Source organism: Sulfoacidibacillus thermotolerans, from assembly GCF_003144315.1.
Taxonomy (GTDB): domain Bacteria; phylum Bacillota; class Bacilli; order Alicyclobacillales; family SLC66; genus Sulfoacidibacillus; species Sulfoacidibacillus thermotolerans.
On the sequence record NZ_MPDK01000008.1, the window covers coordinates 43,431 to 66,889 of the forward strand.

The following is a 23,459-nucleotide window of genomic DNA, read 5'->3' on the forward strand; positions in this document are numbered from 1 at the left end:
TCAATGCACAGCATAGACTTTTTTATGATGCCCAAATTTTGTATCTCTATGGCTCGCACTTTGCAGAATCTTTATGAACAGGGAAAAGTGTATCGCACAAGTGTGCCGAGTCACTCGAAGTGGGGATTCGCATCTTCACGAACGATCTGCAGTACCTCACTGCCATAACGCGCTAACTTTATTTCGCCAATGCCTTTTACTTTTTGCAGCGCCTTCGCAGTCACTGGTCGCAAAGCAGCGATCTCGCGCAGCGTATGATCCGAGAAAATCACATAAGGGGGAACGTTCTCTTTTTGCGCTAGGCTTTTTCGCCACGCACGTAACCGTTCAAACAATTCATCATCAAAAACCTCCGCATTTCTTTGCGCAAACACTTTAATATAGACTTTTTCTTCATTTTTCAATACAGCGAGCGCCTTTTGTTGCAATAATAAAATGGGATATTTTCCAGCAGTCACTTGAAGATATCCATCAGCAATTAACTTTTGAATATAACCTACAATCTCCTTTTCCGGCCTCCCCCGCATGAGTCCATACGTCGTCAAGCGATCTAACCCTAATTGAAGAATACGCTTGTCTTTCGAACCCTTCAGAATGGCCGCAATCATCTGGATTCCAAAACGTTCCTTGACACGAAAAATACAAGAAAATATTTGCTGCGCTAGCACCGTGATCTCTTCGCGCTCGCTGTCATCCGCACAGTTGGCACAATCATTGCAGCGATCTTTTGGCTGCTCTCCAAAATAACGCAAAATGTATGCGCGCAAGCATTGCGACGTATGACAATAGTCGACCATCGCCTGCAACTTTAGATATTCGTTCTGTTTGCGCTCTGGTATTAGTTCACTTTGTTCAATTAAAAATTTTTGTATCTGAATATCCTGCGGACTATAGAGAAGAATACATTCTCCAGGATCGCCGTCACGGCCCGCGCGACCTGCTTCTTGATAATACGCTTCAATATTCCTTGGCATGTTATAGTGAATCACAAACCGCACATTCGACTTATCGATCCCCATACCGAATGCGTTGGTTGCAACCATCACTCGCGTCTCATCGTACAAAAATTGCTCTTGATTCATACTGCGTTCTTCATCATTCATCCCTGCGTGATAACGCCCTACCGCATAACCTTGCTTGTGCAACCACGTGTAGATTACATCAACTTCTTTGCGCGTTGTCGCATAGATAATGCCTGAATCTGCACGGTGTTGTAAAAGATAATTTGCGACAAATGCGCGCTTATCTTGCCCGGTCAAAACAGAAAAACGCAAATTCGCGCGATCAAATCCTGTCACAACAAGATGAGGATCGCGCAACTGTAATTGTTGACAAATATCTTCCACGACTTCTGGCGTTGCCGTCGCTGTGAACGCAGCAACAACGGGACGTGGACTTAGTTTTTGCAAAAACGGTGCGATCGCAAGGTAGCTTTTACGAAAATCGTGCCCCCACTGTGAAAGACAATGTGCTTCATCAATCGCGAGTAACGCAGGCTGCAGTATTTGCAATAAAGCGCTAAATTCTTCCGACTCCAACCGTTCTGGTGCAATATAAAGAAGTCGATAGGCTCCTCTTGCAGCATTTCGCAAACGTTCACGCACTTCAGTAAAGGCAAGTGTGCTATTTATAAATGTGGCCGCGATGCCAAGGTGTTGCAATGCATCAACTTGATCTTTCATAAGCGAGATCAACGGAGAAATAACCACTGTCAAACGGTCATAGAGAAGCGCAGGTATCTGATAGCAGATGGATTTCCCTCCTCCAGTCGGCATAATGCCTACTGTGTCACGCCCTTCTAAAATCCCTTGAATGGTCTTCTCCTGACCTGCACGAAACGCATCATAACCATAGTACTCAAAAAGCTTAGCGCGCGCCTCTTGCATCCGCCCATCTATTTTCTGCATCCTCACACCTCGCCATTTTACCTCCTTGTAAGACTACCTCCAGAGGCAAAATCGCGCAACTTCTCATCTCCGATAAAACGCGCGAAATCTAAAAGATCACTAGACAATCTCAGTAGCAAGGCCATCCGCACCTGCCAATGCAGATCTGTGATGCCTTTGTAAATATAAAATATAACCTGCGATTGCCATCCCAAAGATCAAAAACAATACAGACGAAATCCACAAAGGATACACAATCGGCCAAACCGACTCATAAAGCACGACCCACAAAATGAGTGTAGAGAGAATAGGTAAGAGAAAATGTCGAACGACGTGCAGTTCCTTCATTTGCCAATACAAGCGAATCACCGCAAGATTAAGCAAAGTATGAGCCGCGACCAATCCAAACAGCACCGCCGTTGTAAGCATCGTAAAAGCGTTATTTGCGCCTAGTAGAAAGCCTGATATAAGCCCCACAGCCATCGCAAGCAGCGCAAGCAACACAATACTCGCACGTGGTGCCGCTTGACCGTTGACCTGGGCGAAAGACTCGTGTGCAAGTCCATCTCGACTAATCGCATACAAAATGCGCGATGAACTTGTAATCAGCGCAATTCCATCAGCTAACGCACTATTTAATGCAAGCACAATCAGCGCAATCGCACCAACAGGTCCTAAATAGTGTAAAAACACCACGACCCCCGGTGCACCATTTGCGGCAAAACTAGCCATGCGATTCACACCCCAGCCTACTGTCAATGCATACGCAGATAAAGTGAGTGCCGTGCCAACAAGCGTAAGTGAGATCATCGCAGCACGCCCGACAACTTTTCCGCGAGTTTGTGCGCGGCTACGAAGTTCTTCTCCCAGCGGTGCATGACTGCCCACTCCAATAAAACTCGTAATTGCAAAAATCATCCCGAGCGCCACACCTTTTATTCCTACTGGAAAAGGAGAGAATGGCATCCACGGACTTGCTGGGTGGACACGAGCAATAATTAGAAGCGAGGCAACAACTAAAAATGCGATTTCGATCAGACTTGTGAGCACAATAAAGCGAATCGTAGGTCGAATCCCCGAAATCCCTAGCAGCAAAGGCACCCCAATAAAGAAAAAGATCGAGACAATCCACATCCAATTAGGGACTGTCACATGGATCATCGCAAATAAGCCAGGTAAAAATACGCCACCGATATACACTGGAATCCCTGCAACACTTACAATTTGATAAAAAATCACCATAAAAGCAGTAAAAACTGCAGTTCGCGGGCCTAGTCCAGCGGCGACATATCCATAGTACCCGCCCGCTGTCGTCCTGTGCTTAGAAAGGTGATACAATGTATTGACTTCTATAAACATGACGAGAAATGCAAGCAAATAAGAGAGGGGGAGAGCAGCCATCGCAAACGCAGCACCGGCCGTCATAAAGGCTACCACGTCACAAGAAGGTGCCATTCCACTAATACTTTGACTGACTAAACCCCAAAAACCAACTGCATCTTTCGCCAATTCTTGGGTTGCATTGACTCTACTCATTCTTGCCCTCCACTAAATCGTATTAATTACTAAAAACATTATAGCTTCACACCCAATTTGTCAATCGTAACAATTACGTATTTTTTCATACAAGACAATAATTTTCACAATAGTTTTGATTCATTTTAATCGGAAAGAATACGGTTTACCCGCCGCGCTTGTTAGTATATACTAACATCATTCACGAGTTGTTCTACAAAATGTCATAGCTTCGACAGACGGCACCCATTGCGGAGGTTCTCTATGAAATTATCTATACGTTTTACTGATCGCCTCATGATTCTCCTCACCGCCTGGGGAATCTTAGTAGGAACATATGATCTGGGTTCGATCTCCATCTCATTGCCAAAATTGATCGTCCTTTGGCATCTTTCAGGTTGGCAGCAATCACTTTTGGGATCGTCCTCACTTTTAGGGATGATCATCGGTAGCCTTGGCGCGGGCATTTTGGCAGACCGTTTCGGGCGGCGCAGTGTTTTAGTTTTTGACTTTGCGACGTTTGTTGTAGCAGAAGCAATTAGTGCAGTCGCTCCGAATATCACCATTTTCATTGCTGCTCGATTCATTGTTGGTGTGGGAATTGGTGCAGACTTTGCAACGGCATTCCCCTACCTTTCTGAGATGCTGTCAGAAACTACGCGTGGCAGGATCATGGCCGCAGTCATGTGGGCTGCAAATTTTGGAATGCTAGGGGCTTATGGTGTAGGCGCTTTCTGTCTGTTGCTTGGTGCAAATGGATGGCGCTATACATTAGCACTTGGGGCTTTATTCGCATTGCCCCTCCTTTATTTCCGTTCTGCTCTCCCGGAATCGCCACTCTGGCTACGCGGTCATGTAGCCACTTTTACTGAATTAAAAACCACCTGGGGGCATCTCAGGATGCGCAGAATGATTGCGATAAATGGGGTTAACTGGTTTTTATATCAAATTAGCGATCAAGGGTTATCCCTCTTTTTACCGACCTTTCTCGTAGGTCAACTCGGTGCATCGGTTGCACGCGACGTAGCAGCGAGCCTCATGGTCAAAACCGTGACCATTCCGGCTGCACTTCTAACTATTTTCCTCATTGATCGCAAAGGGCGTCGCCCCTTGCAAATTTGGGGTTTTTTAGGTCGCGCGCTTGGGCTTTTTACATTAGCAGCTCTCACTTTCTCAACAGCGGAAGACAACAAATTCTGTGTAATCCTTGCACTCATAGCGACGTATGCATTTGGCGCCTTGGGTCCGGATAAGACAACGGTCATTGTTCCGGCAGAACAATTTCCAACGGAGATGCGCGCTTCAGGCCAAGGAATCACCGAGGCCATTGGACGCATTGGGGGGGTTGTCGGTGTAATGGGATACGCTTTGCTGTCGACAAGTCTTGGTGTAAGTGCAGGACTGCTCTTATTTGCAATGGCAGCATTCACAGGGTTTATCGTCACACTGTATACTACACGCGAAACGAATCAGCAACCGGTTGCCTTTCTACAAGATAGCGACTGCATCTCTACAAACCTCGGAGACGAAAACCACAGAATCAAGACTTATGACACCTATAAATGAGTATCCGCTTTGTGTAAAGTGTGTTCACGACAAGTTTTACATACCCCTCGGATCTCCACGTGGTATCCGCTCATTGCAAATTCATGTTCGCGTAAAACTTGTGCTACGTCTACCTCTGGTAGATAGATATCGATTAGATCGCCACATACTTCACAAAGTAAGTGATGATGCGCCTGCGTATTCAAATCATAGCGACTCGCCTTATCGCCAAAACGCAACTCATGGAGTAACCCTGCATCAAGAAAAGATTTTAGGGTATTGTACACTGTAGCAAAACTAATTGCAGGGAATTCCTGCTTGAGGGCGACATAAATTTCTTCTGCTGTCGGATGTGCCTGCCCCAACATTTTTAGCACATTGAGGACAGCAATTCGCTGCGGTGTCGCACGCAAATTCACATCCTTTAGAACTTCCATTGCGTCCCAGTGATCCATACAAATGTCCCCTTTCAGATGCAAAATTGCTGCTTGCTATTCCCTTAGAGGTTAGTTATAATGCCTCTAGTATAGATTATAATTATTCTAATTACAAAAGGAGGTCATTCTCATGACTACAGGAGAACAAACCGTAACACTTCCCCGTTTGAATGAACCAGCCCCCGACTTCGAAGCACTCACGACACAAGGCAGAATCAAACTCAGCGACTATAAAGGCAAGTGGATCGTGCTCTTCTCACATCCCGCTGATTTTACACCTGTATGCACCACAGAATTTCAAAGCTTTGCCGTTCGTGCTAATGAATTCGAAAAACGCAACGTACAATTAATCGGTCTCTCTATTGACAGCGTACACTCTCACCTTGCTTGGCTGCAAGAGATCGAGCGCGTATTTGGAATAAAAGTCCCTTTTCCCGTCATCGCTGATCTAGACATGAAAGTGGCCACACTGTATGGCATGATCCATCCCAAAGCAGCTACCACAGCAGCTGTTCGTGCCGTATTCGTGATTGACGACAAAGGCGTACTGCGTGCAATGTTATATTATCCCTTAAGCGCAGGAAGAAATATTTCGGAAATTTTACGCCTCATCGATTCTCTACAAACGACTGACAAATATGGAACTTCAACACCCGCAAACTGGAATCCCGGCGACCCCGTGGTCGTTCCTGCTCCAACTGAAGCTGATCAGCTTGAGAGTGAGCAACAATCAGAAGCTAAAGGATACGATTATAAAACCTGGTACCTACGGCTAAAAAAACTGTAGCAAATAAACGGTTGACAGACAGCACAACAAAAGCTACTTACGAAAACAGGCAAAGCGCGCGACTTATTAATGAGTTGCGCGCTTTGCCTGTTTTCACATAGAAACGAAAGACTAGTCTGAATGAACTCGTCTCGTACAGTCTAAATGGGGCATGAACTGAAGCGCGTTTGCCGCTACACTTGCGAGAGAAGACGATCAAGAGAATCTACCTAGGGCAAGCAAAGATCCGTTTTTACACTGGAGGAAAACGCGATGACAACGATAAATTTCAATGAACGTCCGATTCTCGTGTTTTGGGAGTCAACGCGCGCCTGCTTGTTGGCATGTAAACATTGCCGTGCCGAAGCGATTGCAACACCGATGAACGGAGAACTTTCCACCGAGGAAGGAATTCGTTTTATTGAAAGTCTGACAGCATTTGGCCGACCTTATCCGGTGTTGATCGTAACTGGCGGTGATGCCCTGATGCGCGATGACGTCTTTGAACTCGTGGCAAAAGCACGTGCTCTTGAAATTCCAGTCGGAATGGCGCCCAGTGTAACTCCGCGATTGACAGATGAAAACATTCAAAAGATGCGTGACCTCGGTGTGAAAGTCGTATCACTCAGTCTAGACGGAGCAACAGCAGAGACACACGAAACGGTTCGGGGAATCCCAGGACACTTCGAACAGACACTCACCGCATTACGCAAACTCGTTCAAGTTGGCTTTGAAGTACAAGTCAACACGGCGGTCATGCGCGACAATGTCACAGAACTCCCCCATCTACTCCAACGATTAAAAGAAATCGGCGTGCACATATGGGAAGTATTCTTTCTCATTCACGTAGGCCGTGGGAAGGACTCACAAGAAATTTCAGCAGTGGAGTGTGAAGATGTCTCCCACTTGCTTTACGAAGCTTCCACCTATGGAATCACTGTGCGTACTGTCGAAGCTCCTTTTTTCCGACGAGTAGCCTTAGAACGCCAATCGTTTGATCCCGAAAATACAGCGATCACAGCAGACATCGCGAAACACTTTCACCTCGGTCCACTATACCGACGACTATCTGCTGAGCTAAAACAGCGACTTGGCTCCCCAACATCTCTGCCAAAAGCCCAGACAAGGGGTACACGCGATGGTAAGGGCATTATTTTCGTCTCGCATGATGGGACTGTATATCCTGCAGGTTTTCTGCCCATTGCTCTAGGCAATGTACGTCAACAAGCGTTGGTCGACATCTATCGCGATCATCCCACGCTGCAGGCGATTCGTGCGGGACGCTTTCGCGGCAAATGCGGTCTGTGTGAATATCGCGACTCTTGTGGCGGTTCACGTTCACGAGCCTATAGTTATGAACGCGATCCACTAGGATCTGATCCAGCTTGCAACTATGATCCCCTGACAAAAAAACTGATTAGCATTTAACCTGTAAAGCATCAGAGAGAATTCGTCCATGCGCTTGGTTTGCGAAAATCGACTTGTTCCATCCGCTCCGTAAAGACAGTCGTCACTGCTGGCTCAGTCGTCGCAACCACCCGGCCGCGACTGATCACATAACGCGGCAACGGCTGCCGTCGAATAAGATCAAACGCGTTTTCACCCGGCACAAGGAGTAAGCTTGCTGGTTTGCCTACGTCAATTCCATAGGACGACTCAATATTCAGTGTGCGCGCTGCACGATTTGTAACCATCTGCAGTGTCTCAGCAATTTCTTGCATCCCGGTAAGATGAGACGTATGCACAGCCATATGGGCCACCTGCAACATACTCCCGGTCCCAAGCGGATACCAAGGATCCAAGATATCATCATGACCTAAACTTACATTGATTCCCGACTGCCACATTTCTTTGATCCGGGTAACGCCACGCCGCGTTGGATAACTGTCAAAACGCCCTTGCAATGTGATGTTAATCAGTGGATTGGCCACCATATTGATTCGCGATTTCTTGATTAAGCGCAACAGCTTATATGCATACGCACCATTATATGAATGCATGGCCGTCGTATGGCTAGCCGTAACCCGCTCGTGCAGTCCTGTTTGTAATGCAAGTGCCGCAACCGTCTCAACAAATCGCGATTGCTCATCGTCAATTTCATCGCAATGCACATCAATCAAACGCTCATATTTTTGTGCCAAATTAAAACAGGTGTGCAATGAGTCAATCCCCATCTCACGCGTGTACTCATAGTGTGGGATCGCTCCAACTACATCCGCTCCGAGGCGCAACGCCTCTTCCAATAGCTCTGTTCCACCTTCATAAGAAAGAATTCCTTCTTGAGGGAATGCGACAATTTGCAGTTGTAAATAAGGCGCCACACTCTCTCGAACTTTTAGCAGCGCTTTTAGCGCAGTGAGATTAGGATCACACACATCGACATGCGTCCGCACATGCAAGATCCCTTGAGCTACTTGCCACTTTAAAGCGACAAGCGCCCGTTTCATCACATCTTCAACACTGAGAGAAGACTTACGCTCTGTCCAAACCTGAATCCCTTCAAATAAGGTGCCACTTTCATTGTAACGTGGTTCCCCTGCAGTTAAGACAGAATCCAAGTGAATATGGGATTCTACAAACGGGGGTAAAAGTACATTTTCCTTCGCATCGATCTCTTCTTTTGCTTTTTCATGACTGTGAGGCGCGATCTCTACAATCACGCCATCGCGTATCCCGATGTCTACCAATTCATGTGAATCTAACATACGCGCCTTTCGGATCAGTAAATCGTACAATTCATCACCCTCTATGCTTTTTATATTTTTTTAGTCTTTAAACTCGCGTTGGTCTTGCCAATACAAAGCGAGAAATTCATCTCTCCTAGACGCTTCGCGATAACGCATATAGTGAAAAGGGTTTTTCTTATAGTAATCTTGGTGATACGCTTCTGCTGGATAAAATGAGCCCGCTGGCAAAATTGCCGTGACAATCGGTTTAGAGAAGCGTCCACTCTCAGCGATTTCGCGTTTTGTCGCTTCTGCTTCCAATCGTTGTGTCTCTGTGTGATAGTAGATCGCTGTTCGATAAGAAGAACCCCGGTCATAAAACTGCCCGTCTGCATCTGTCGGATCGATCTGACGCCAAAATATATCAAGCAGCTCGCGATACGAGATCAATGCAGGATCAAAGGTGATTTCAACCGCTTCGCAATGACCCGTCGTCTCCGTACATACTTCTTCATAGGAAGGATTTTCTGTATGGCCACCAGTATAGCCGGAGAGAACGCGGATAACGCCTGGCCATTGATCAAAAGGTTTAACCATGCACCAAAAACATCCACCCGCAAATGTCGCTTTTTCATAGCCACGCGTTTCCACGCACTTTTCACACCTCTCCTGATTGGCTAGCTGTCTTTATTGTACCATGGTACTACATTACATACGATCGATAGAAACGAAGTATTGTAGTTGTCACGATTCATCTGTATAATAAACTTGATTCTCTAACTATTCTGTAATCTCTAGTATTTTCATAGGATCACCGTGGGAGGAGGCAGCCAACTTGCATTCACAATTTCTTGATTTGACCCCAGAAAATTTGTATGCATACCGAAATCAATCTGATCAAAACTGGTCACGCTTTCTCTCCGATCCGAATAGTTCTGTCGTTCTACGCCCGTTGATCCGTGAGTCGTGGGCGCGTTGTTTACGCGAAGGAATCAACCCACTCTCTAAAGAAACGTATGTTTCACTCGCTTCTAGTGAGATCGAGTCCTTGATTCAACGATCTCAATTGTATGAACACGCACTCCCCACTCTCCAACAGCTAACCACTCATGCACAGCAAACAGGATATTTAGTCACACTATCCGATAAATTAGGGAGAATTATTTACTTAGACGGGGACCATCAAGTTTTGCGCCAAGCAGAGCTCATGAACTTCACGCTCGGGGCAGATTGGAGCGAGCAGGCCATAGGAACTAACGCCATTGGGACCAGTTTGGCTGCAGGAGAGCCTGTCCAAGTGTTTGCAGCTGAACATTTCTGCTCGGGTGTGCATGATTGGGTATGTTCATCTGCTCCTATTCGCGATCCGCTCACACGCGAAACACTTGGTGCTATTGATGTAACAGGTCCCTGGAAACGAGCACAGTCTCATACACTTGGCATGATCACTACCGCATCACGCGTAATCGAAGACAGCGTGTATTCAGAGTCATTGAAACACCGTCTCTCTTTACTCAATGAGTATTCAAATTTGTGTAAGCGTTTCCCTTCTGATGGCGTACTCTTGTTTGATAATAGTTTGCATCTTGTAGAGTGTAATTACGCAGCTCAACAACTCACCCTGAAAAAGTTTGGCCTCCCCCTTACAGAAATTTTAAAGGTGGACGCTTTACACAGTCAGTTACTTGAAAGCGCCCCCAGTTCAACCCGTGAGTCCTATGGAATCTACCTTGAGTCAATTGACGAGTTTGCACAGGTCTATCGTGTCGCCCAATCTGATCGGCGTCTAGGATTCATTTTAGTTTTATCCCGCAGACAGACACTCAGAACCCCACATCCTAAAAACTCCGGTCCATGGTCGAAAATCATCGGACGTTCACCTGTGATTAAAGCTGCCATCAATCAGTGCGATATCGCCTCACAAACTGACATTCCCATCTTACTTCAAGGCGAGAGTGGTACGGGCAAAGAACTGTTTGCTCACGCAATTCACGAAGCGAGTCCAAAACATGCTGGCCCTTTTGTGGCAATCAATTGTGGAGCAATCCCTAAAGACTTGCTAGCAAGTGAGCTTTTCGGGTACGAACCCGGTACATTTACGGGAGCTGCGCGTGAAGGAAGAAGGGGGAAATTTGAAGAAGCACAAAACGGAACGCTCTTTTTAGACGAGATTGGTGAAATGCCACTTGATGCCCAAGTCTATTTGTTGCGTGTCTTGCAAGAAAAAGAAGTTGTTCGCTTAGGAGGATCTCGTAAAATTCCTTTGCAAGTACGCATCGTAGCCGCGACCAATCGCAGCTTACAAGAACAAGTGTACGCACAAACTTTTCGCTCAGACTTGTATTATCGCTTAAACGTTATCAATATCGCGCTACCCCCGCTACGCGAGCGACGTGACGACATTCCTTTGCTCACCGAACATCTCTTGACACAGCTCGCACAAAAGCATAAGATCCCGATTCCGGTGATCGCAGACGACGTGCTGGAATACCTCGTTCAACGCTATACGTGGCGTGGCAATATCCGCGAATTACAAAACGTGCTCGAACATGCGACTGTTTTTTGTCAAAACAACTGCATTACTTGGGATGACTTGCCGCTTTATTTGCGTCTGCCTACGCAAACAACGGAATTAGCTCCCGAACTGATGCCCCTCGCCTCAGACACAAGCGAGGAGCGCGCACAACTCGCCCAACTATTAAAAGCTGCAAATGGGAATTTATCAGAACTCAGTCGTAAGTTGGGAGTGGCGCGATCTACAGTCTATCGACGACTACGAAAATATGGATTGATCGAATTTTAGTCAACTTAGAAAGCAAGAGGCCGAACTCCTCTTGAGAGCCGGCCACTTGCTTTATCTTTTTTAACCTGCTGGATCAGGTACAGGACGTCCCAACCATTCCTTATAAAATCCATCAATGTCCGGTTGAAAATCATGAATCACCGGATACCATGGCGTGACAGCCTCTACCTCAAGCTGCGTTGCACAAGTCGGACAGTAATATTCACGGATCACCTGCCATTTTGGATCCGGCGCCAAATATTCCGGATACAGTTCCTGTACTCTATCTTCTGTATCTCGCACATAGACCAGTGCGTGCAACTTCCAATTGTCGTTAGCATCACAGAATTCATGCCCACAGTCGCACTTAATCATCCGTTTCCCATCTGTCTTTTGCACAACGTACAGATGCAACCCATAGGGCAGTAAGATGCGATCCTGCCATTTTACACGATCCTGTAAAACTTCGATATAGGTATCGAAACGCCCAGGATCTTTAAAAGAGGACAGCATTTCTTTCAATTTAAAAAAGTCAATCGTTCCATCAATTAATTCTTCAATCGTCGCGCGATCATACTCTGCCATTGACGTCCCCTCATTTCTGTTTATTTACCATGCGATGGCTCGACCCAAACGTCGGCATTTCCAATTCTTGCTCTAGCAAATTCCAATCCACAGGCAAATCCCAAAATTCTTTAAATTCTTCGAGGAATTTGGGGGTGATTTCAAAACTCGTCGCATACATATGGCGAACTTGAACCGCCGCGTCTTTTGCCACGATGCGCTCGCGTTCTGTCTTCATCCATTCGCGCGTAGGCACCCCGCGCGCTAAACGCTCTTTGCGAATCTCCTGTTGACGTTTTTGTGTAGCCACTTCATCGACCTGATAATGCCCACGCTCATCTTTTGTAAAGACAGCGCCATAAACCTTTTGCGCGTATTCTGGCAACAAATACCCACCGTTTAGATCTTTTTCGACATCTTTGGGGTTGCGCTCCAAAGGATCGCCAAATCCCGGACCACCGCGCAGATAGTTAAGATACAGATCGTGATTTTCAAAAATCTGTTCTGTTGTGATCGCTTGTTTATCCCGCTTGACCACATCCGCCTGTAAGACTTGCTCATATCCTGCATCCGCCGGTCTTGCATCGCCGCCCTGTGGGAACGGCAAACGATTAGCAAACCGCTCTTTTAGATCCGTACCATGAGCTTCAAAACGATATCCAGAAGCGGCTGGGTAGCCACCCATCAAACCACAGTCACTTGAAATATACCCGTTACCCATGAAGAACATCGTCCAATCTTCTGCTCCCCACACCATACGTAACGATTCATAGCCACATCCGCCACGATACTTGCCATAACCACCAGTATTGGGCTTAATACTCCGGCCAAGGTACACGAGCGGTTCCGCTAGCTCCCAGATCTCCATATCGCCCATGTCACCTTCTGGATTCCAGATCGCACAAGCATGATCCAGACCATCCTTGACAGCACATGCGCCCATCCCTTCTGCAGCTGCTTCAAAACTATTCACAGCGTGAATGTCCCCATACTGATTGTAGCCGCCACCTTGCAACCAGTTGCTTGTATTTGCATTTCCAGCATTCACTTCTTCAATATATCCACGGGCAAAATAGGCACGACTTAATCCACGCCACAGAGGGCTCCATGCAGACACCAAGAAATGCCATGCATAACTGTGTGCTGTCCGAATGTCATCTGGGTTCATCCAGGCTCCATAGGGCAAATCAAACTTCGTCGCAAAATAAGCACCGTCATTAATTCGGTCATTGGGGATCAGTGTCTGCGTCAACATCACCCAAATTCCGCTCGTAAAGGAGACTGTAGTTGCATTGTAGCTATGCCATCCCCATCGACTTGAACCACTAAAATCAAGTTCCATCTGTCCGGAAGGATGTATGGTAATTTCAGACGGCGCATGCATAATCGTGTCCACTTTTGCATAGGGAGGAACTTCGACATCTTCATGCCGATAAGGAATGTCTACAAAAGACACTTGGCGATATTTACCTGGAATTGTCATCGCTTTGACGCGGTTGATCAACCCGCGGCGTCCCTCTTCAATCACCTCGCGCGTAAATTGCCTGTAGCTGTCAACCCCTTCTTCGCTGATAATCCCGAGCACGAGATCGCGAATCATATGACAACCTGCAATGCGCGTCCGTTCGTCGAGTAACCAGTACTTCGTTGTACGCACCGAACGCTGACTTTCGATGACCCAATCCTGAGACAAGATGTCATTTTTTCCGATTTTCCTACAGGCAATTTGGTATCCGTCGTCATAGCGTGTCACAGGGCCTACCGTCATACTTCCCGGTCCCGTAGCGCCAGTATCGATAACGTGCGTCACGCCCCCAACCCATCCGACCACTTCGCCAGCCCAGAAAATCGGGACGATCGTATGAACATCACAAGGATGGACATTACCAATTTGACAATCATTGTTACAAAATATATCGCCTGGTTCGATTCCGGGATTTTCCTCATAATTGTGGTTGACCATGTATTTAATGGCCGCTCCCATCGTTCCCACGTGAATGATAATCCCAGTCGATGTAACGATTGAATCTCCTTCTGGCGTGTACAATGTGAAGCACAGTTCGCCTTCTTGTTCGACGATTGGAGAGGCCGCCACACGTTTTGCAGTTTCACGCGCATGCACTAACCCACCGCGCAATTTTGAAAAAATCTTCTCAAAGCGAATCGGATCTGACTGCTTAAAGGGCAATTCTTTCAATCCTGCGTAGTAACCGCTTTCTTCTGTAAGACGATCCACTTCTTCACGCATTGCTTTTAATGTTTTTCCATTCCAGCCGATCGTTCGACGATACTGTTGGTGTAATAACCCTTCTGGCTTTACACTGAGATCATCTTGCCGCGTTGCCATAATAACCCCTCCTTAGACCTTCTATAGTAGATCAGTCAAGTTCCCGAAGATGGAAAATACGATGTTGATCGAGCACGGCTTCAAAGCCAAGTGGAACAATAAATGTGGTTGCAGGTGACTCAATAATCGAGAAAGCCTCGATCCGATTTCCTGCTTTTAAAGCTTCCATTTCCCAAATATCCGCTTGTATCCATTCACCATCCCAGTACACCTCGCGAATTCCACGGTGCGCTTCCTTCGGCGGTGTTTCCCCATAATAAGGTTCTTCTGGTATTTTTGGTTTCGGCACTTCGACCGACCCACGTACAATAGCACCTGTCACTGTATAACCAAGTTCTGGAGAACGAGCTGCACGCGCATATACCCGTGCATAAGTCTCTTCAAACGTCATTGTGAGTACTTTCCAATCATCCGCAGTAGTTGCAGTGGCCAAAGGAGCCTCGATCTCTAAATCGTTTAATTGCCCTTGATACTGCATCCGGAAATACATCCGCAATTGCACATCTTTACTTTGGAAGCCATTTTTCTCAAACTCTTGTTGCACTTTTTCAGTGAGTTCATTCCAAGCTTCTTGCAAAATTCCAGCCGCTTCAACCTGTTCTTTTTGCGTCGCATTTGCCCCAACATTAATGTCGAGTGTCCGATCATAGCGATACTCAAAATCTGCAGCGCCACATCCAAATGCTGAGAAACCTGCCGCCCACGCCGGGACGAGTACATCTTCAAACCCTAGACCGCGAACATAGCCAGCTGTGTGTAGCGGCCCACCTCCACCATATGAGAAGCAAGCAAACTGCGTTGGTGAATACCCTTTTCCCATAACTAGTGACTCCAAATAATTGCGCAACTGTGCTTCCAATAGCTCAATAACTCCATATGAAGCCGCTTCCACGGAAAGACCAAGCGGATCCGCTAACTGTTCCTTCACTGATTGATAAGCGCGTTCACGATCTAACTTGATCTGACCCCCTAAGAAATTGTCTGGATTGATCAATCCCAGAACGACATGACAGTCTGAGACCGTGATGGTGTCAAGACCGCCTTCTGGATAACACCCTCCCACACGATACCCCGCACTATCTGGACCAAGGACAATCGACTTTGTATAGGGATCAACACGTACAAAGCTACCTGTTCCTGCACCGACGGAGTCCATAGCCACAAGCGGAAGCGACAAGACTAAGCGAGCCATATCAGGACTCGTGTCAATCGTAAAGTCTCCTTGGGTAATGAGGGCGATATCAAAGCTAGTACCCCCGATATCTGAACATACGATGTTTTGAATACCTAGTGCTTCTCCTAGATATTTACCGCCCACCACGCCACCAATCGGGCCCGAAACCAGCGTGCGTGCGAGTTCATTTGCTCTGATACTGATCGTTCCACCATGCGTCGCCATCACGCGCACGTCAAATTTGGCACCTTGTTCTTTCATGCGCTCATCGACAAGCTCCAGCGTACGCCGAGATGGGTCTGCTGCATAAGCCTCGATGATGGTGGTATTTGTGCGATGTGACTCTTTGCGTACAGGATAATAATCGACCGAAGCAAAAACGGGCAGATCGCGTTTCAGCTTGCGCAGTGTCGCTTTTGCAATATCGCGAACACGTCGCTCATGTGTGGGATTTTTATACGAATGCAAAAGCGAAATCACAATCGCTTCTACACCCTCATCGACAAGTTCACGGACAGCAGGTTCTACTTCATGTTCATAAAGTGGAATCACAATATTGCCAAAAAGGTCGATGCGTTCTGTTACACCGCGTGTCCATTCCCTCGGTACAAGCGGCGGGTCATAACGGTGCGTATTGATATGCAGCCGATCAGAGTATGAATATCCCAGATAAGATTGGATTGCACGTCCCATGCGATGAAAATCTTCCATTCCTTTATTCACAATGAGACCAACTTTTCTCCCTTTACGTGATACGAGGCGATTGAGCATCGCGGTCCCAGAGTAAACTCCTGTCAACAATTGCGGAAATGCTTCTTCTACCGTCATCCCCCAAAAACTCAGAGCATCGACAGCAGAGTGCAGCAATCCAACGGATTCATCCCCCGGGGTTGTTTGCGCTTTACCGACGACAAATTCACCCATGTCATCGATAATAAACGTATCTGTCATCGTCCCCCCGGCATCAATGGCGAGGATTTGTGTTTTTCTACTTGCCACACAAGTCTCTCCTTCCCATGAGAAGTTTTATTTGAACCTTTGCAATCTTCATAAAGCAAGTTGTGTGCCACACCATAAAACGCTTCTATCCTCTACAAAAACCTTTCGTTACGCCTTCGTCTTTTCCCAAAATTACACATCATGCTGTAGCATGCTACAGGTGTAGCGCTACACCTGTAGCGCTACACCTACTACAAACTGTTTACATAGGGATTACAAAGTGCATACACAACACTTACGGAAAATTCAACGAGTGACAACTTGCTATTGCTATGCTGATCACGTTAGGAACTGTATCGAAAGGAGGAAGTCGTAGTGCAGCGATTGACGCCTCGTCAGCTTGGGTACGGACAATACAACACACTAATCGGCTGGCTCTTTGTCGCACCTGCTGTCGTTCTATTAGGCGTCTTTGGCATAGGTTCGATTGGGTATGTCATGTACTTAAGTCTTCTGCGGTGGAATTTAATCAACCCGCATCCAGTCTTTGTTGGACTTGCAAATTACGTCGAACTCTTGCACAGCCAGAGTTTTCTGCATGCAATTGTGCGCACATTCATCTATTTTGTCGCGACAACAGGAATTACATTGCCGCTAAGTTTGTTATTTGCCGTTTTACTAAATGGTCCATCTCGCCTCTTCAAGTTCTTACGCGCGATCTTTTTTATTCCTTATGTAGCACCAACTGTGGCAAGTTCGATTTCTTTTTCTTGGTTGTTTGAAGCGCACCACGGATTGATCAACTGGGGTTTGCGTCTGTTTGGGCTCACTCCGCAACCTTGGCTCAGTAATCCCAGCCAGGCGATGTTTGTCATCGTCCTACTCTATGTATGGCAATTCACTGGATATTTTATCATCCTCTTTTTAAATGGACTGCAAAACGTCCCACAGCCACTCTATGAAGCTGCAACAATCGATGGGGCAACGCCTTGGCAGCAGTTTTATCACATTACGTTCCCCCTCATCACACCAACATTGTTTTTTGTGATTACAATGTCGATTGTTTTTTCCTTTCTTTCGTTTGACCAGGTGTACGTACTCACCGGTGGCGGCCCCGCCAATAGTACGACGACACTGATCTACTATCTCTTTTTACAAGGCTTTCAATTCTTTCATATCGGCGTTGCTGCCGCAGTAGCGATTTTGTTGTTCCTGTTCCTTGGGATTGTCACATACGTGCAATTTAGGGGGGAAAGCAAATGGGTACACCACCAAATGTAATGAAATTTATAGTTCTCGCTGGAGGTGCTACGCTCTTTTGCATTCCTCTGTGGTGGATGATCAACACATCACTTTTAGCGAATCAACAAGTATTTATGAATCCGCCGCAATTCTTTCCACTGGATCCACAGTGGAAAAACTTCCTTATCGCATGGCGTCAACCTGATTTTGCGCGGTATTTAGCAAATTCTCTCTTTGTTGCCTTTGCGATTGTACTAGGCCAACTCATCACCTCATCACTTGCGGCTTATGCCATTGCACGCGTACCCTTTCGGGGTAAAAGAATCGCATATGCACTGATTCTTACGACGTTCATGATCCCTGTTCAAGTGACGTTTATCCCGATGTTTCTAATGATGAGACAATTGAACTGGATCGATACCTATCAAGCGTTAATCGTCCCCTTTTTGGGATCGGCATTTGCGACATTCTGGCTCGTCCAAGCGTTTCGTCAAGTCCCACAGCTCATTCTCGACGCGGCACAAATAGATGGCGCGAGTCACTGGTGGATTTTATGGCGCATTGTTCTCCCACTTTGTAAGCCATCCTTGCTCGCTGTCGCCTTTTTAAACTTTGTCTTCCACTTTAACGACCTTTTTTGGCCACTGATCAGCACACAGTCAAACACCATGCGCACAATTCCTGTGGGTTTGACCTACATGGTAGCAACAGACGGAAGTGGAACTGCGTGGACTATTCTCATGGCAAGTAGCCTACTGGCCACACTTCCCACCTTGCTCCTCTTTATCGCTGGCCAAAAGTATTTCATACAAAGCAACACCCATGCAGGCCTAAAAGAATAAGCTCATCTAAATTCCAGGAGGTTAAACGAATGAATAAAAAATCGCGTTGGATTACGATCGGATCTTTTTTCACACTCAGCACGGTCATCGCTCTCTCAGGTTGTGCGACACAACCTTCGGCAAACTCCCAAACTGTAAATGCAAAGGGGAGTAATACTCCTGTTCAAGTAACCTTTTGGGAAGGCATGTCCGGACAACTCGGACAAGTTTTACAACAAATGGTGCAGACTTTTAACGCGACACATCCGGGAATTCACGTTAACGCAATTTATGAAGGTAGCTATTCTGGAAATGGACCGCTCCAACAAAAACTGATGGCTGCGATCGCCTCTGGCAAAGTACCCGATCTTGTACAACTCGAAATTCATTCTACCCCGCTTTTTGCCTCAAGTGGAGCCTTACAACCACTTGATTCTTATATGGCAAGCAGTACACACGATCAAAAATCTGACTTTTTAACGGGGCTCTTAAACAATACTTCTTTTCATGACATCACCTACGGGATACCTTTTAATCGCAGTGTCCCTGTCCTTTACTACAATCCGCAGCTATTTGCCGCAGCGCATCTCACAAGTGCCCCAACCACCTGGACACAGTTAGCTCAGGACGCTACAAAACTGACGAAAAAAAGTAAGGAAGTGACTTCCGTATACGGTTTTGAGCCCGTCAACCAATGGTGGTTTTTTGAATCTCTTGTATGGTCAAACGGCGGTCATCTGATGAATCAAAGCCTCACACAAGCAACATTTGATACACCGCAAGCGGAAGCAGGAATGAAATTGTGGAGTGATATGGAGAAACAAGGAACCTTAGCTGTCGAATCAGGCCCCAATGAATGGACACAAACCATTGAGGATTTTGGTCATGGACGTACAGCCATGTACATCGGATCTGCTGGCGACATGGGACAAATCGCACAGACTGGAGTTCCTTATAGGGCTGCATTTATTCCAAAATTTACCCAATATGCGGTACCCACAGGTGGTGCGAACGCGGTGATCTTAGCGAAAGCACCCGCTGCACAGAAAGCTGCTGCATGGAAGTTTATCGAATGGTTTACTGCAAAACCGCAAACGATCTTTTGGAGTGAACACACTGGCTATTTGCCTGTATTAAAGTCAGCCGTACAATCTCCCGAGATGCAAGCTTATTATTCACAACATCCTAATCACGCAGTACCAGTAAAGGAACTGCAATATGCAAAACAGGCTCCCTTATCTCCAGACTATTTGCAAGTCTATCAATACATCCAAGATGCTATGGAGCAGATCCTTGACAATCACATCCCTGTTTCAACTGCGCTGCATACCGCCGTGGTAAAAGCGAATCAAGCGCTAAGTCAAGCACAATAACGAAAAGTCAAATGTGTGACAAAGAAAGGAATGATTACTGTGCCAACTGTCCGTGAACTCTTTCACAACACGTCACAAATAAAAATCGCGCATCGCGGCGCAAGCGCAAATTATCCAGAAAATACGCTGCCTTCTTTTCAAGGAGCCATTGAATTAGGAGCCCAAATGATTGAACTTGACGTACATCTCACGCTCGATGAGGAATTGGTAATCATTCACGATGCAACTCTCGATCGCACCACAGATCATACGGGTGAGGTCGCTATGTTACCCTGGCACACCATGGCAAAGGCAGACGCGGGAAGCTGGCGAGGTGAAAGTTTCCGTCACACACCGCTACCCAGGCTACAAGATGTGCTTGCTTGGCTTCCAAACGATATAATGTTAAATCTCGAACTAAAAGGTACCCCCCACACCGCTGCTCGCTTGGCCGCACACACACTCAATGCATTAAATCAGTTCCATTGTGAAGAGCGTGTGCTACTCTCTTCCTTTAATCACGAACTGCTGGCCACCCTGCGCAAACTCCATTCTAATATTGCTTTAGGAGCAATTTTTTATGGAAGACTTTGGCCACCGTTAGCTCTTGCCAAAGAATTAGACCTCTTTAGTTTACACGCACATGTTGCGAGTATTGACGATGCTTGGGTTCAATTTGTGCGCTCACAAAACTATGAAGTGATTGCTTGGACCTTAACCACACAAAAGCACGTGCAAGTTTGCAAAGAGAGCGGTGTAAAAGCGTTTGTCGTTGATGACCTATCTCTTCTTTCCGTCTCATAAGAAAAAACGGTGATCAAAAAGAAGCTAGCAGATACATCCCTGCTAGCTTCAAAACTTCTGGAATCGTTTTTTCTTTTAAACCTGCAATTCTGCATCTTCAACGCGAGTAAGTGGCTCCTTAGAAATCTGCGTAATCATCGTATACTCTTGATCCGTCAACACAGATGAGTCGTTTTTCATAAGAAGCCAGTATGCAATCATTCCTCCAAGGAGACCAAATAACCAACCTCCACTCCAAAGGAAGGAAAGACTTGGGACAAATAGACCAATTAACGCAATCACCCACCCAATCACGAGCGCATACACAGCACGCAGATTGATTCCATGAGAATAATCATAACGCCCATTTTCTGTATACAATTGTGCTAAATCGAGTTTGCGAGAACGCACTAACCAATAATCTGCGATCGCAATGCCATCAAAAGGACCGAGAAGCGTACCATACGTACCCAGCCAGTTAAAAATATAATTACTAAATGCGGATAGCACATACCAAGGTTGCATTCCTAAAGATAACAATCCAGTAATCAAAGCACCCAATGCAAAGGAAATTCGTCTTGGCCACAAGTTTTCAAATGCGCGCGCAGGCGCCATCACGTTTGCCCCCACGTTGATCGTGACAGAAGAAAGAATGACAATCAGCCCAGCAATCACAACAGCAAGTGTGGGGAATTTGACGATTAACATCACAGGATTCCAAAGCGCTTGTCCATATAAGACGACGGTAGCAGAAGTCACAGCAATTCCAATGAATGAAAATAGTGCCATAGTGACTGGCATGGATAAAAGTTGCCCTGTCGTCTGACCTTTTTGCGTCATTGCATAACGAGTATAGTCAGGGATATTTAACGCCATCGTCGCCCAAAACGCAATAACACCAATCACAGACGGATAAAAAGCCGCAAAAAAGTGAAAACCTTTCACTGTCGGTGCCAGAGTGAGCATATGTGAGATCCCACCCACTCGTACCATTGCCCATAAAAACAAGACGAGTGCGCCAATGACAAGTGTTGGTGCTGCCACGCTCGCAAGCTTTGCAATCGCTTGTGGTCCACGCATTGCAATCGCTACATTCAGAGCCCAAAAGAGCAAAAATGCAAACCCTAAGTGAAAGCCAATACTATCCCAACCAGCAATCAAGCGCCCCAAGATTGCATCTAACGCCTGACCGCCAAACCACGAATTAATGCCAAACCACCCGGCCGCTATGATCGCGCGCGCAAGTGCAGGAATATGTGCACCGCGGCTTCCAAACCACAATCGAGCGAACACGGGATATGGAATTCCGAATTTTGTTCCGGCGTGGGAAACAAGGAGAATGGGGATAAGGACAATGATACTGCCGACTAAAATCGTAAGTACGGCCTCCCACCAATTCATGCCCAGTGCGATCATCCCACTCGCGAGCGAATACGTCGGCAAACAAATCGACATCCCAACCCACAAAGCTGCAAATCGCTTGCCGGTCCATGTATGCTCCTCTCGTGTACAAGGACGCAAATCCTCATTCCACAAACTCTGGTTATGCTCTAGAGATCTGATCGCGCCATCCGTAAGAGTCACGATATCTCCATCGGCAATCTGAGTGGCCATTCCCATTCTCCTTCCATTTTCATTTTGATTGTGCGGGGGCGGCCCCCCGATCCTTACCTGGCGCCACATCCTTTTATTTATGTGATGCGACTAAAAAGCACACGTATACTAGATTACCGCAAAAGCTAGGTTCATTTAAAGTAACCGCGCAAGATCATCATACGTTTCAGGACGACGATCACGGTAAAATTGCCACGTATTACGCACTTCAGCAATCAGATCTCGATCCATCTCTCCTATGACCACTTCATCTTGATCGCGACTTCCCATTGCGACAAATTCCCCTCGCGGATTGACAAGATAAGCTTGACCATAAAACTCTCCCATATTCCAGGGTGCCTCTATCCCTACACGATTAATCGCCGCCACATAGTACCCATTTGCTACGGCATGAGCTGGCTGTTCTAACTTCCACAAATATTCCGATAATCCAGCTACTGTTGCGGAAGGATTAAAGACAATCTCTGCGCCATTTAACCCCAAGAGTCGCGCACCTTCTGGAAAATGGCGGTCATAACAAATGTAAACGCCAATTCGAGCATATGCTGTATCAAAAACTGGATATCCTGTATTACCTGGCTTAAAATAGTATTTTTCCCAAAATCCACACCCTGCAGGTCCTGCCTGTACTTGCGGTAAGTGATGTTTGCGGTATTTGCCAAGATAACTCCCATCCGCATCGATCACTGCAGCTGTATTATAATACACCCCTGGAATCTCCTCTTCATATAGGGGGACAATCAACACGACGCCTAACTCTTTGGCAAGTTCTCGCATAAATCGCGTAGTCGGCCCCTCAGGGACTCGCTCTGTCGCAGCATACCATTTAGGATCTTGCTCCGTACAGAAATAGGGGCCATAAAATAATTCTTGTAAACTTATGATTTGTGCGCCGCGCTTTGCTGCCTCGCGAATCATCGCTTCATGTTTTTCAATGGCCGCCTGCTTATGCACAGCCACCGGCTCCCGGCCATCAATTTCATGGCGCGCCTGAATTAATCCAATTTTCACTTTACTATTCACAGC

17 protein-coding genes and 1 pseudogene are annotated in these 23,459 nt (G+C 46.5%); 8 read left to right on the plus strand and 10 right to left on the minus strand.

Annotation, left to right across the window (positions count from 1 at the left end; genetic code table 11):
* Positions 1–110 precede the first annotated feature (110 nt).
* Both recQ and BM613_RS06470 read right to left on the minus strand, forming a co-directional pair.
* Positions 111–1,907 (minus strand): DNA helicase RecQ, encoded by a 1,797-nt coding sequence (gene recQ, locus BM613_RS06465; RefSeq protein ID WP_245926285.1) that lies wholly within the window; start codon positions 1,905–1,907, stop codon positions 111–113.
* Positions 1,908–2,006: 99 nt separating this feature from the next.
* On the minus strand, positions 2,007–3,422 hold the full coding sequence (locus BM613_RS06470) for an APC family permease (protein ID WP_109430356.1): 1,416 nt from the start codon (positions 3,420–3,422) through the stop codon (positions 2,007–2,009).
* 243 nt (positions 3,423–3,665) lie between these two features.
* Between BM613_RS06470 and BM613_RS06475 the strand changes: the two genes are divergently transcribed.
* Entirely contained in the window at positions 3,666–4,967 is a 1,302-nt protein-coding gene (locus BM613_RS06475) for an MFS transporter (RefSeq protein ID WP_109430357.1), read from the plus strand.
* Here the strand turns inward: BM613_RS06475 and BM613_RS06480 are convergent.
* Entirely contained in the window at positions 4,958–5,401 is a 444-nt protein-coding gene (locus tag BM613_RS06480) for a Fur family transcriptional regulator (RefSeq protein WP_109430358.1), read from the minus strand. The genes BM613_RS06475 and BM613_RS06480 overlap by 10 nt on opposite strands.
* Before the next feature lie 112 nt (positions 5,402–5,513).
* Between BM613_RS06480 and BM613_RS06485 the strand changes: the two genes are divergently transcribed.
* Both BM613_RS06485 and BM613_RS06490 read left to right on the plus strand, forming a co-directional pair.
* The gene (locus BM613_RS06485) at positions 5,514–6,170 is read left to right on the plus strand and encodes a peroxiredoxin (RefSeq protein WP_109430359.1); all 657 of its coding nucleotides are present in this window, start codon (positions 5,514–5,516) and stop codon (positions 6,168–6,170) included.
* 252 nt (positions 6,171–6,422) lie between these two features.
* The gene (locus BM613_RS06490; RefSeq protein WP_109430360.1) at positions 6,423–7,577 is read left to right on the plus strand and encodes a TIGR04053 family radical SAM/SPASM domain-containing protein; all 1,155 of its coding nucleotides are present in this window, start codon (positions 6,423–6,425) and stop codon (positions 7,575–7,577) included.
* Positions 7,578–7,588: 11 nt separating this feature from the next.
* Here the strand turns inward: BM613_RS06490 and codA are convergent, their stop codons facing one another.
* Together codA and msrA are read right to left on the minus strand one after the other, a co-directional pair.
* The gene (gene codA, locus BM613_RS06495; protein WP_245926286.1) at positions 7,589–8,884 is read right to left on the minus strand and encodes a cytosine deaminase; all 1,296 of its coding nucleotides are present in this window, start codon (positions 8,882–8,884) and stop codon (positions 7,589–7,591) included.
* Positions 8,885–8,917: 33 nt separating this feature from the next.
* A pseudogene (gene msrA / locus BM613_RS06500) lies at positions 8,918–9,466 on the minus strand (peptide-methionine (S)-S-oxide reductase MsrA); the annotation flags it as partial.
* A gap of 184 nt (positions 9,467–9,650) precedes the next feature.
* Here msrA and BM613_RS06505 point away from each other — a divergent pair.
* Positions 9,651–11,618: a sigma-54-dependent Fis family transcriptional regulator gene (locus BM613_RS06505; RefSeq protein ID WP_245926287.1), complete on the plus strand. Its 1,968-nt coding sequence runs from the start codon at positions 9,651–9,653 to the stop codon at positions 11,616–11,618.
* 60 nt (positions 11,619–11,678) lie between these two features.
* On the opposite strand, the gene BM613_RS06510 is transcribed toward BM613_RS06505, so the two are convergent.
* From BM613_RS06510 to BM613_RS06520, 3 genes are read right to left on the minus strand one after another with little or no spacing between them, the layout of a single operon-like run.
* A complete protein-coding gene (locus BM613_RS06510; RefSeq protein ID WP_109430362.1) occupies positions 11,679–12,182 on the minus strand; it encodes an acetone carboxylase subunit gamma in 504 nt (167 codons plus the stop codon).
* 10 nt (positions 12,183–12,192) lie between these two features.
* The gene (locus BM613_RS06515) at positions 12,193–14,508 is read right to left on the minus strand and encodes a hydantoinase B/oxoprolinase family protein (protein WP_109430363.1); all 2,316 of its coding nucleotides are present in this window, start codon (positions 14,506–14,508) and stop codon (positions 12,193–12,195) included.
* A 31-nt stretch (positions 14,509–14,539) separates the two neighbouring features.
* Positions 14,540–16,681, minus strand: a complete 2,142-nt coding sequence (locus BM613_RS06520; RefSeq protein WP_109430364.1) for a hydantoinase/oxoprolinase family protein — start codon at positions 16,679–16,681, stop codon at positions 14,540–14,542.
* A gap of 315 nt (positions 16,682–16,996) precedes the next feature.
* On the opposite strand from BM613_RS06520, the gene BM613_RS06525 reads away from it, so the two are divergent.
* The 4 genes from BM613_RS06525 to BM613_RS06540 are packed head-to-tail and all read left to right on the plus strand — an operon-like array spanning position 16,997 to position 20,840.
* Positions 16,997–17,902 carry a carbohydrate ABC transporter permease gene (locus BM613_RS06525; protein ID WP_109430365.1) on the plus strand — a complete coding sequence of 302 codons (906 nt, stop codon included), beginning with the start codon at positions 16,997–16,999 and terminating at the stop codon, positions 17,900–17,902.
* Complete coding sequence (locus BM613_RS06530) at positions 17,881–18,705, plus strand: carbohydrate ABC transporter permease (protein ID WP_109430366.1); 825 nt, start codon at positions 17,881–17,883, stop codon at positions 18,703–18,705. The genes BM613_RS06525 and BM613_RS06530 overlap by 22 nt, the downstream gene beginning before the upstream one ends.
* A gap of 29 nt (positions 18,706–18,734) precedes the next feature.
* Positions 18,735–20,057 carry an ABC transporter substrate-binding protein gene (locus BM613_RS06535; protein WP_109430367.1) on the plus strand — a complete coding sequence of 441 codons (1,323 nt, stop codon included), beginning with the start codon at positions 18,735–18,737 and terminating at the stop codon, positions 20,055–20,057.
* Positions 20,058–20,072: 15 nt separating this feature from the next.
* Positions 20,073–20,840, plus strand: coding sequence for a glycerophosphodiester phosphodiesterase (locus BM613_RS06540; RefSeq protein WP_109430368.1), 768 nt, complete (start codon positions 20,073–20,075; stop codon positions 20,838–20,840).
* Positions 20,841–20,915: 75 nt separating this feature from the next.
* Here the strand turns inward: BM613_RS06540 and BM613_RS06545 are convergent, their stop codons facing one another.
* A complete protein-coding gene (locus BM613_RS06545) occupies positions 20,916–22,433 on the minus strand; it encodes an NCS1 family nucleobase:cation symporter-1 (protein ID WP_109430369.1) in 1,518 nt (505 codons plus the stop codon).
* Between the two features lie 135 nt (positions 22,434–22,568).
* Positions 22,569–23,456: a nitrilase-related carbon-nitrogen hydrolase gene (locus tag BM613_RS06550; RefSeq protein ID WP_109430370.1), complete on the minus strand. Its 888-nt coding sequence runs from the start codon at positions 23,454–23,456 to the stop codon at positions 22,569–22,571.
* Positions 23,457–23,459 lie beyond the last annotated feature (3 nt).

Bases quoted from the DNA above. Each gene is read 5' to 3' on its own strand.
- recQ (WP_245926285.1), bottom strand. From the start codon at position 1,907: ATGCAGAAAATAGATGGGCGGATGCAAGAGGCGCGCGCTAAGCTTTTT.
- BM613_RS06470 (WP_109430356.1), bottom strand. From the start codon at position 3,422: ATGAGTAGAGTCAATGCAACCCAAGAATTGGCGAAAGATGCAGTTGGT.
- BM613_RS06475 (WP_109430357.1), top strand. From the start codon at position 3,666: ATGAAATTATCTATACGTTTTACTGATCGCCTCATGATTCTCCTCACC.
- BM613_RS06480 (WP_109430358.1), bottom strand. From the start codon at position 5,401: ATGGATCACTGGGACGCAATGGAAGTTCTAAAGGATGTGAATTTGCGT.
- BM613_RS06485 (WP_109430359.1), top strand. From the start codon at position 5,514: ATGACTACAGGAGAACAAACCGTAACACTTCCCCGTTTGAATGAACCA.
- BM613_RS06490 (WP_109430360.1), top strand. From the start codon at position 6,423: ATGACAACGATAAATTTCAATGAACGTCCGATTCTCGTGTTTTGGGAG.
- BM613_RS06510 (WP_109430362.1), bottom strand. From the start codon at position 12,182: ATGGCAGAGTATGATCGCGCGACGATTGAAGAATTAATTGATGGAACG.
- BM613_RS06515 (WP_109430363.1), bottom strand. From the start codon at position 14,508: ATGGCAACGCGGCAAGATGATCTCAGTGTAAAGCCAGAAGGGTTATTA.
- BM613_RS06530 (WP_109430366.1), top strand. From the start codon at position 17,881: ATGGGTACACCACCAAATGTAATGAAATTTATAGTTCTCGCTGGAGGT.
- BM613_RS06535 (WP_109430367.1), top strand. From the start codon at position 18,735: ATGAATAAAAAATCGCGTTGGATTACGATCGGATCTTTTTTCACACTC.
- BM613_RS06545 (WP_109430369.1), bottom strand. From the start codon at position 22,433: ATGGCCACTCAGATTGCCGATGGAGATATCGTGACTCTTACGGATGGC.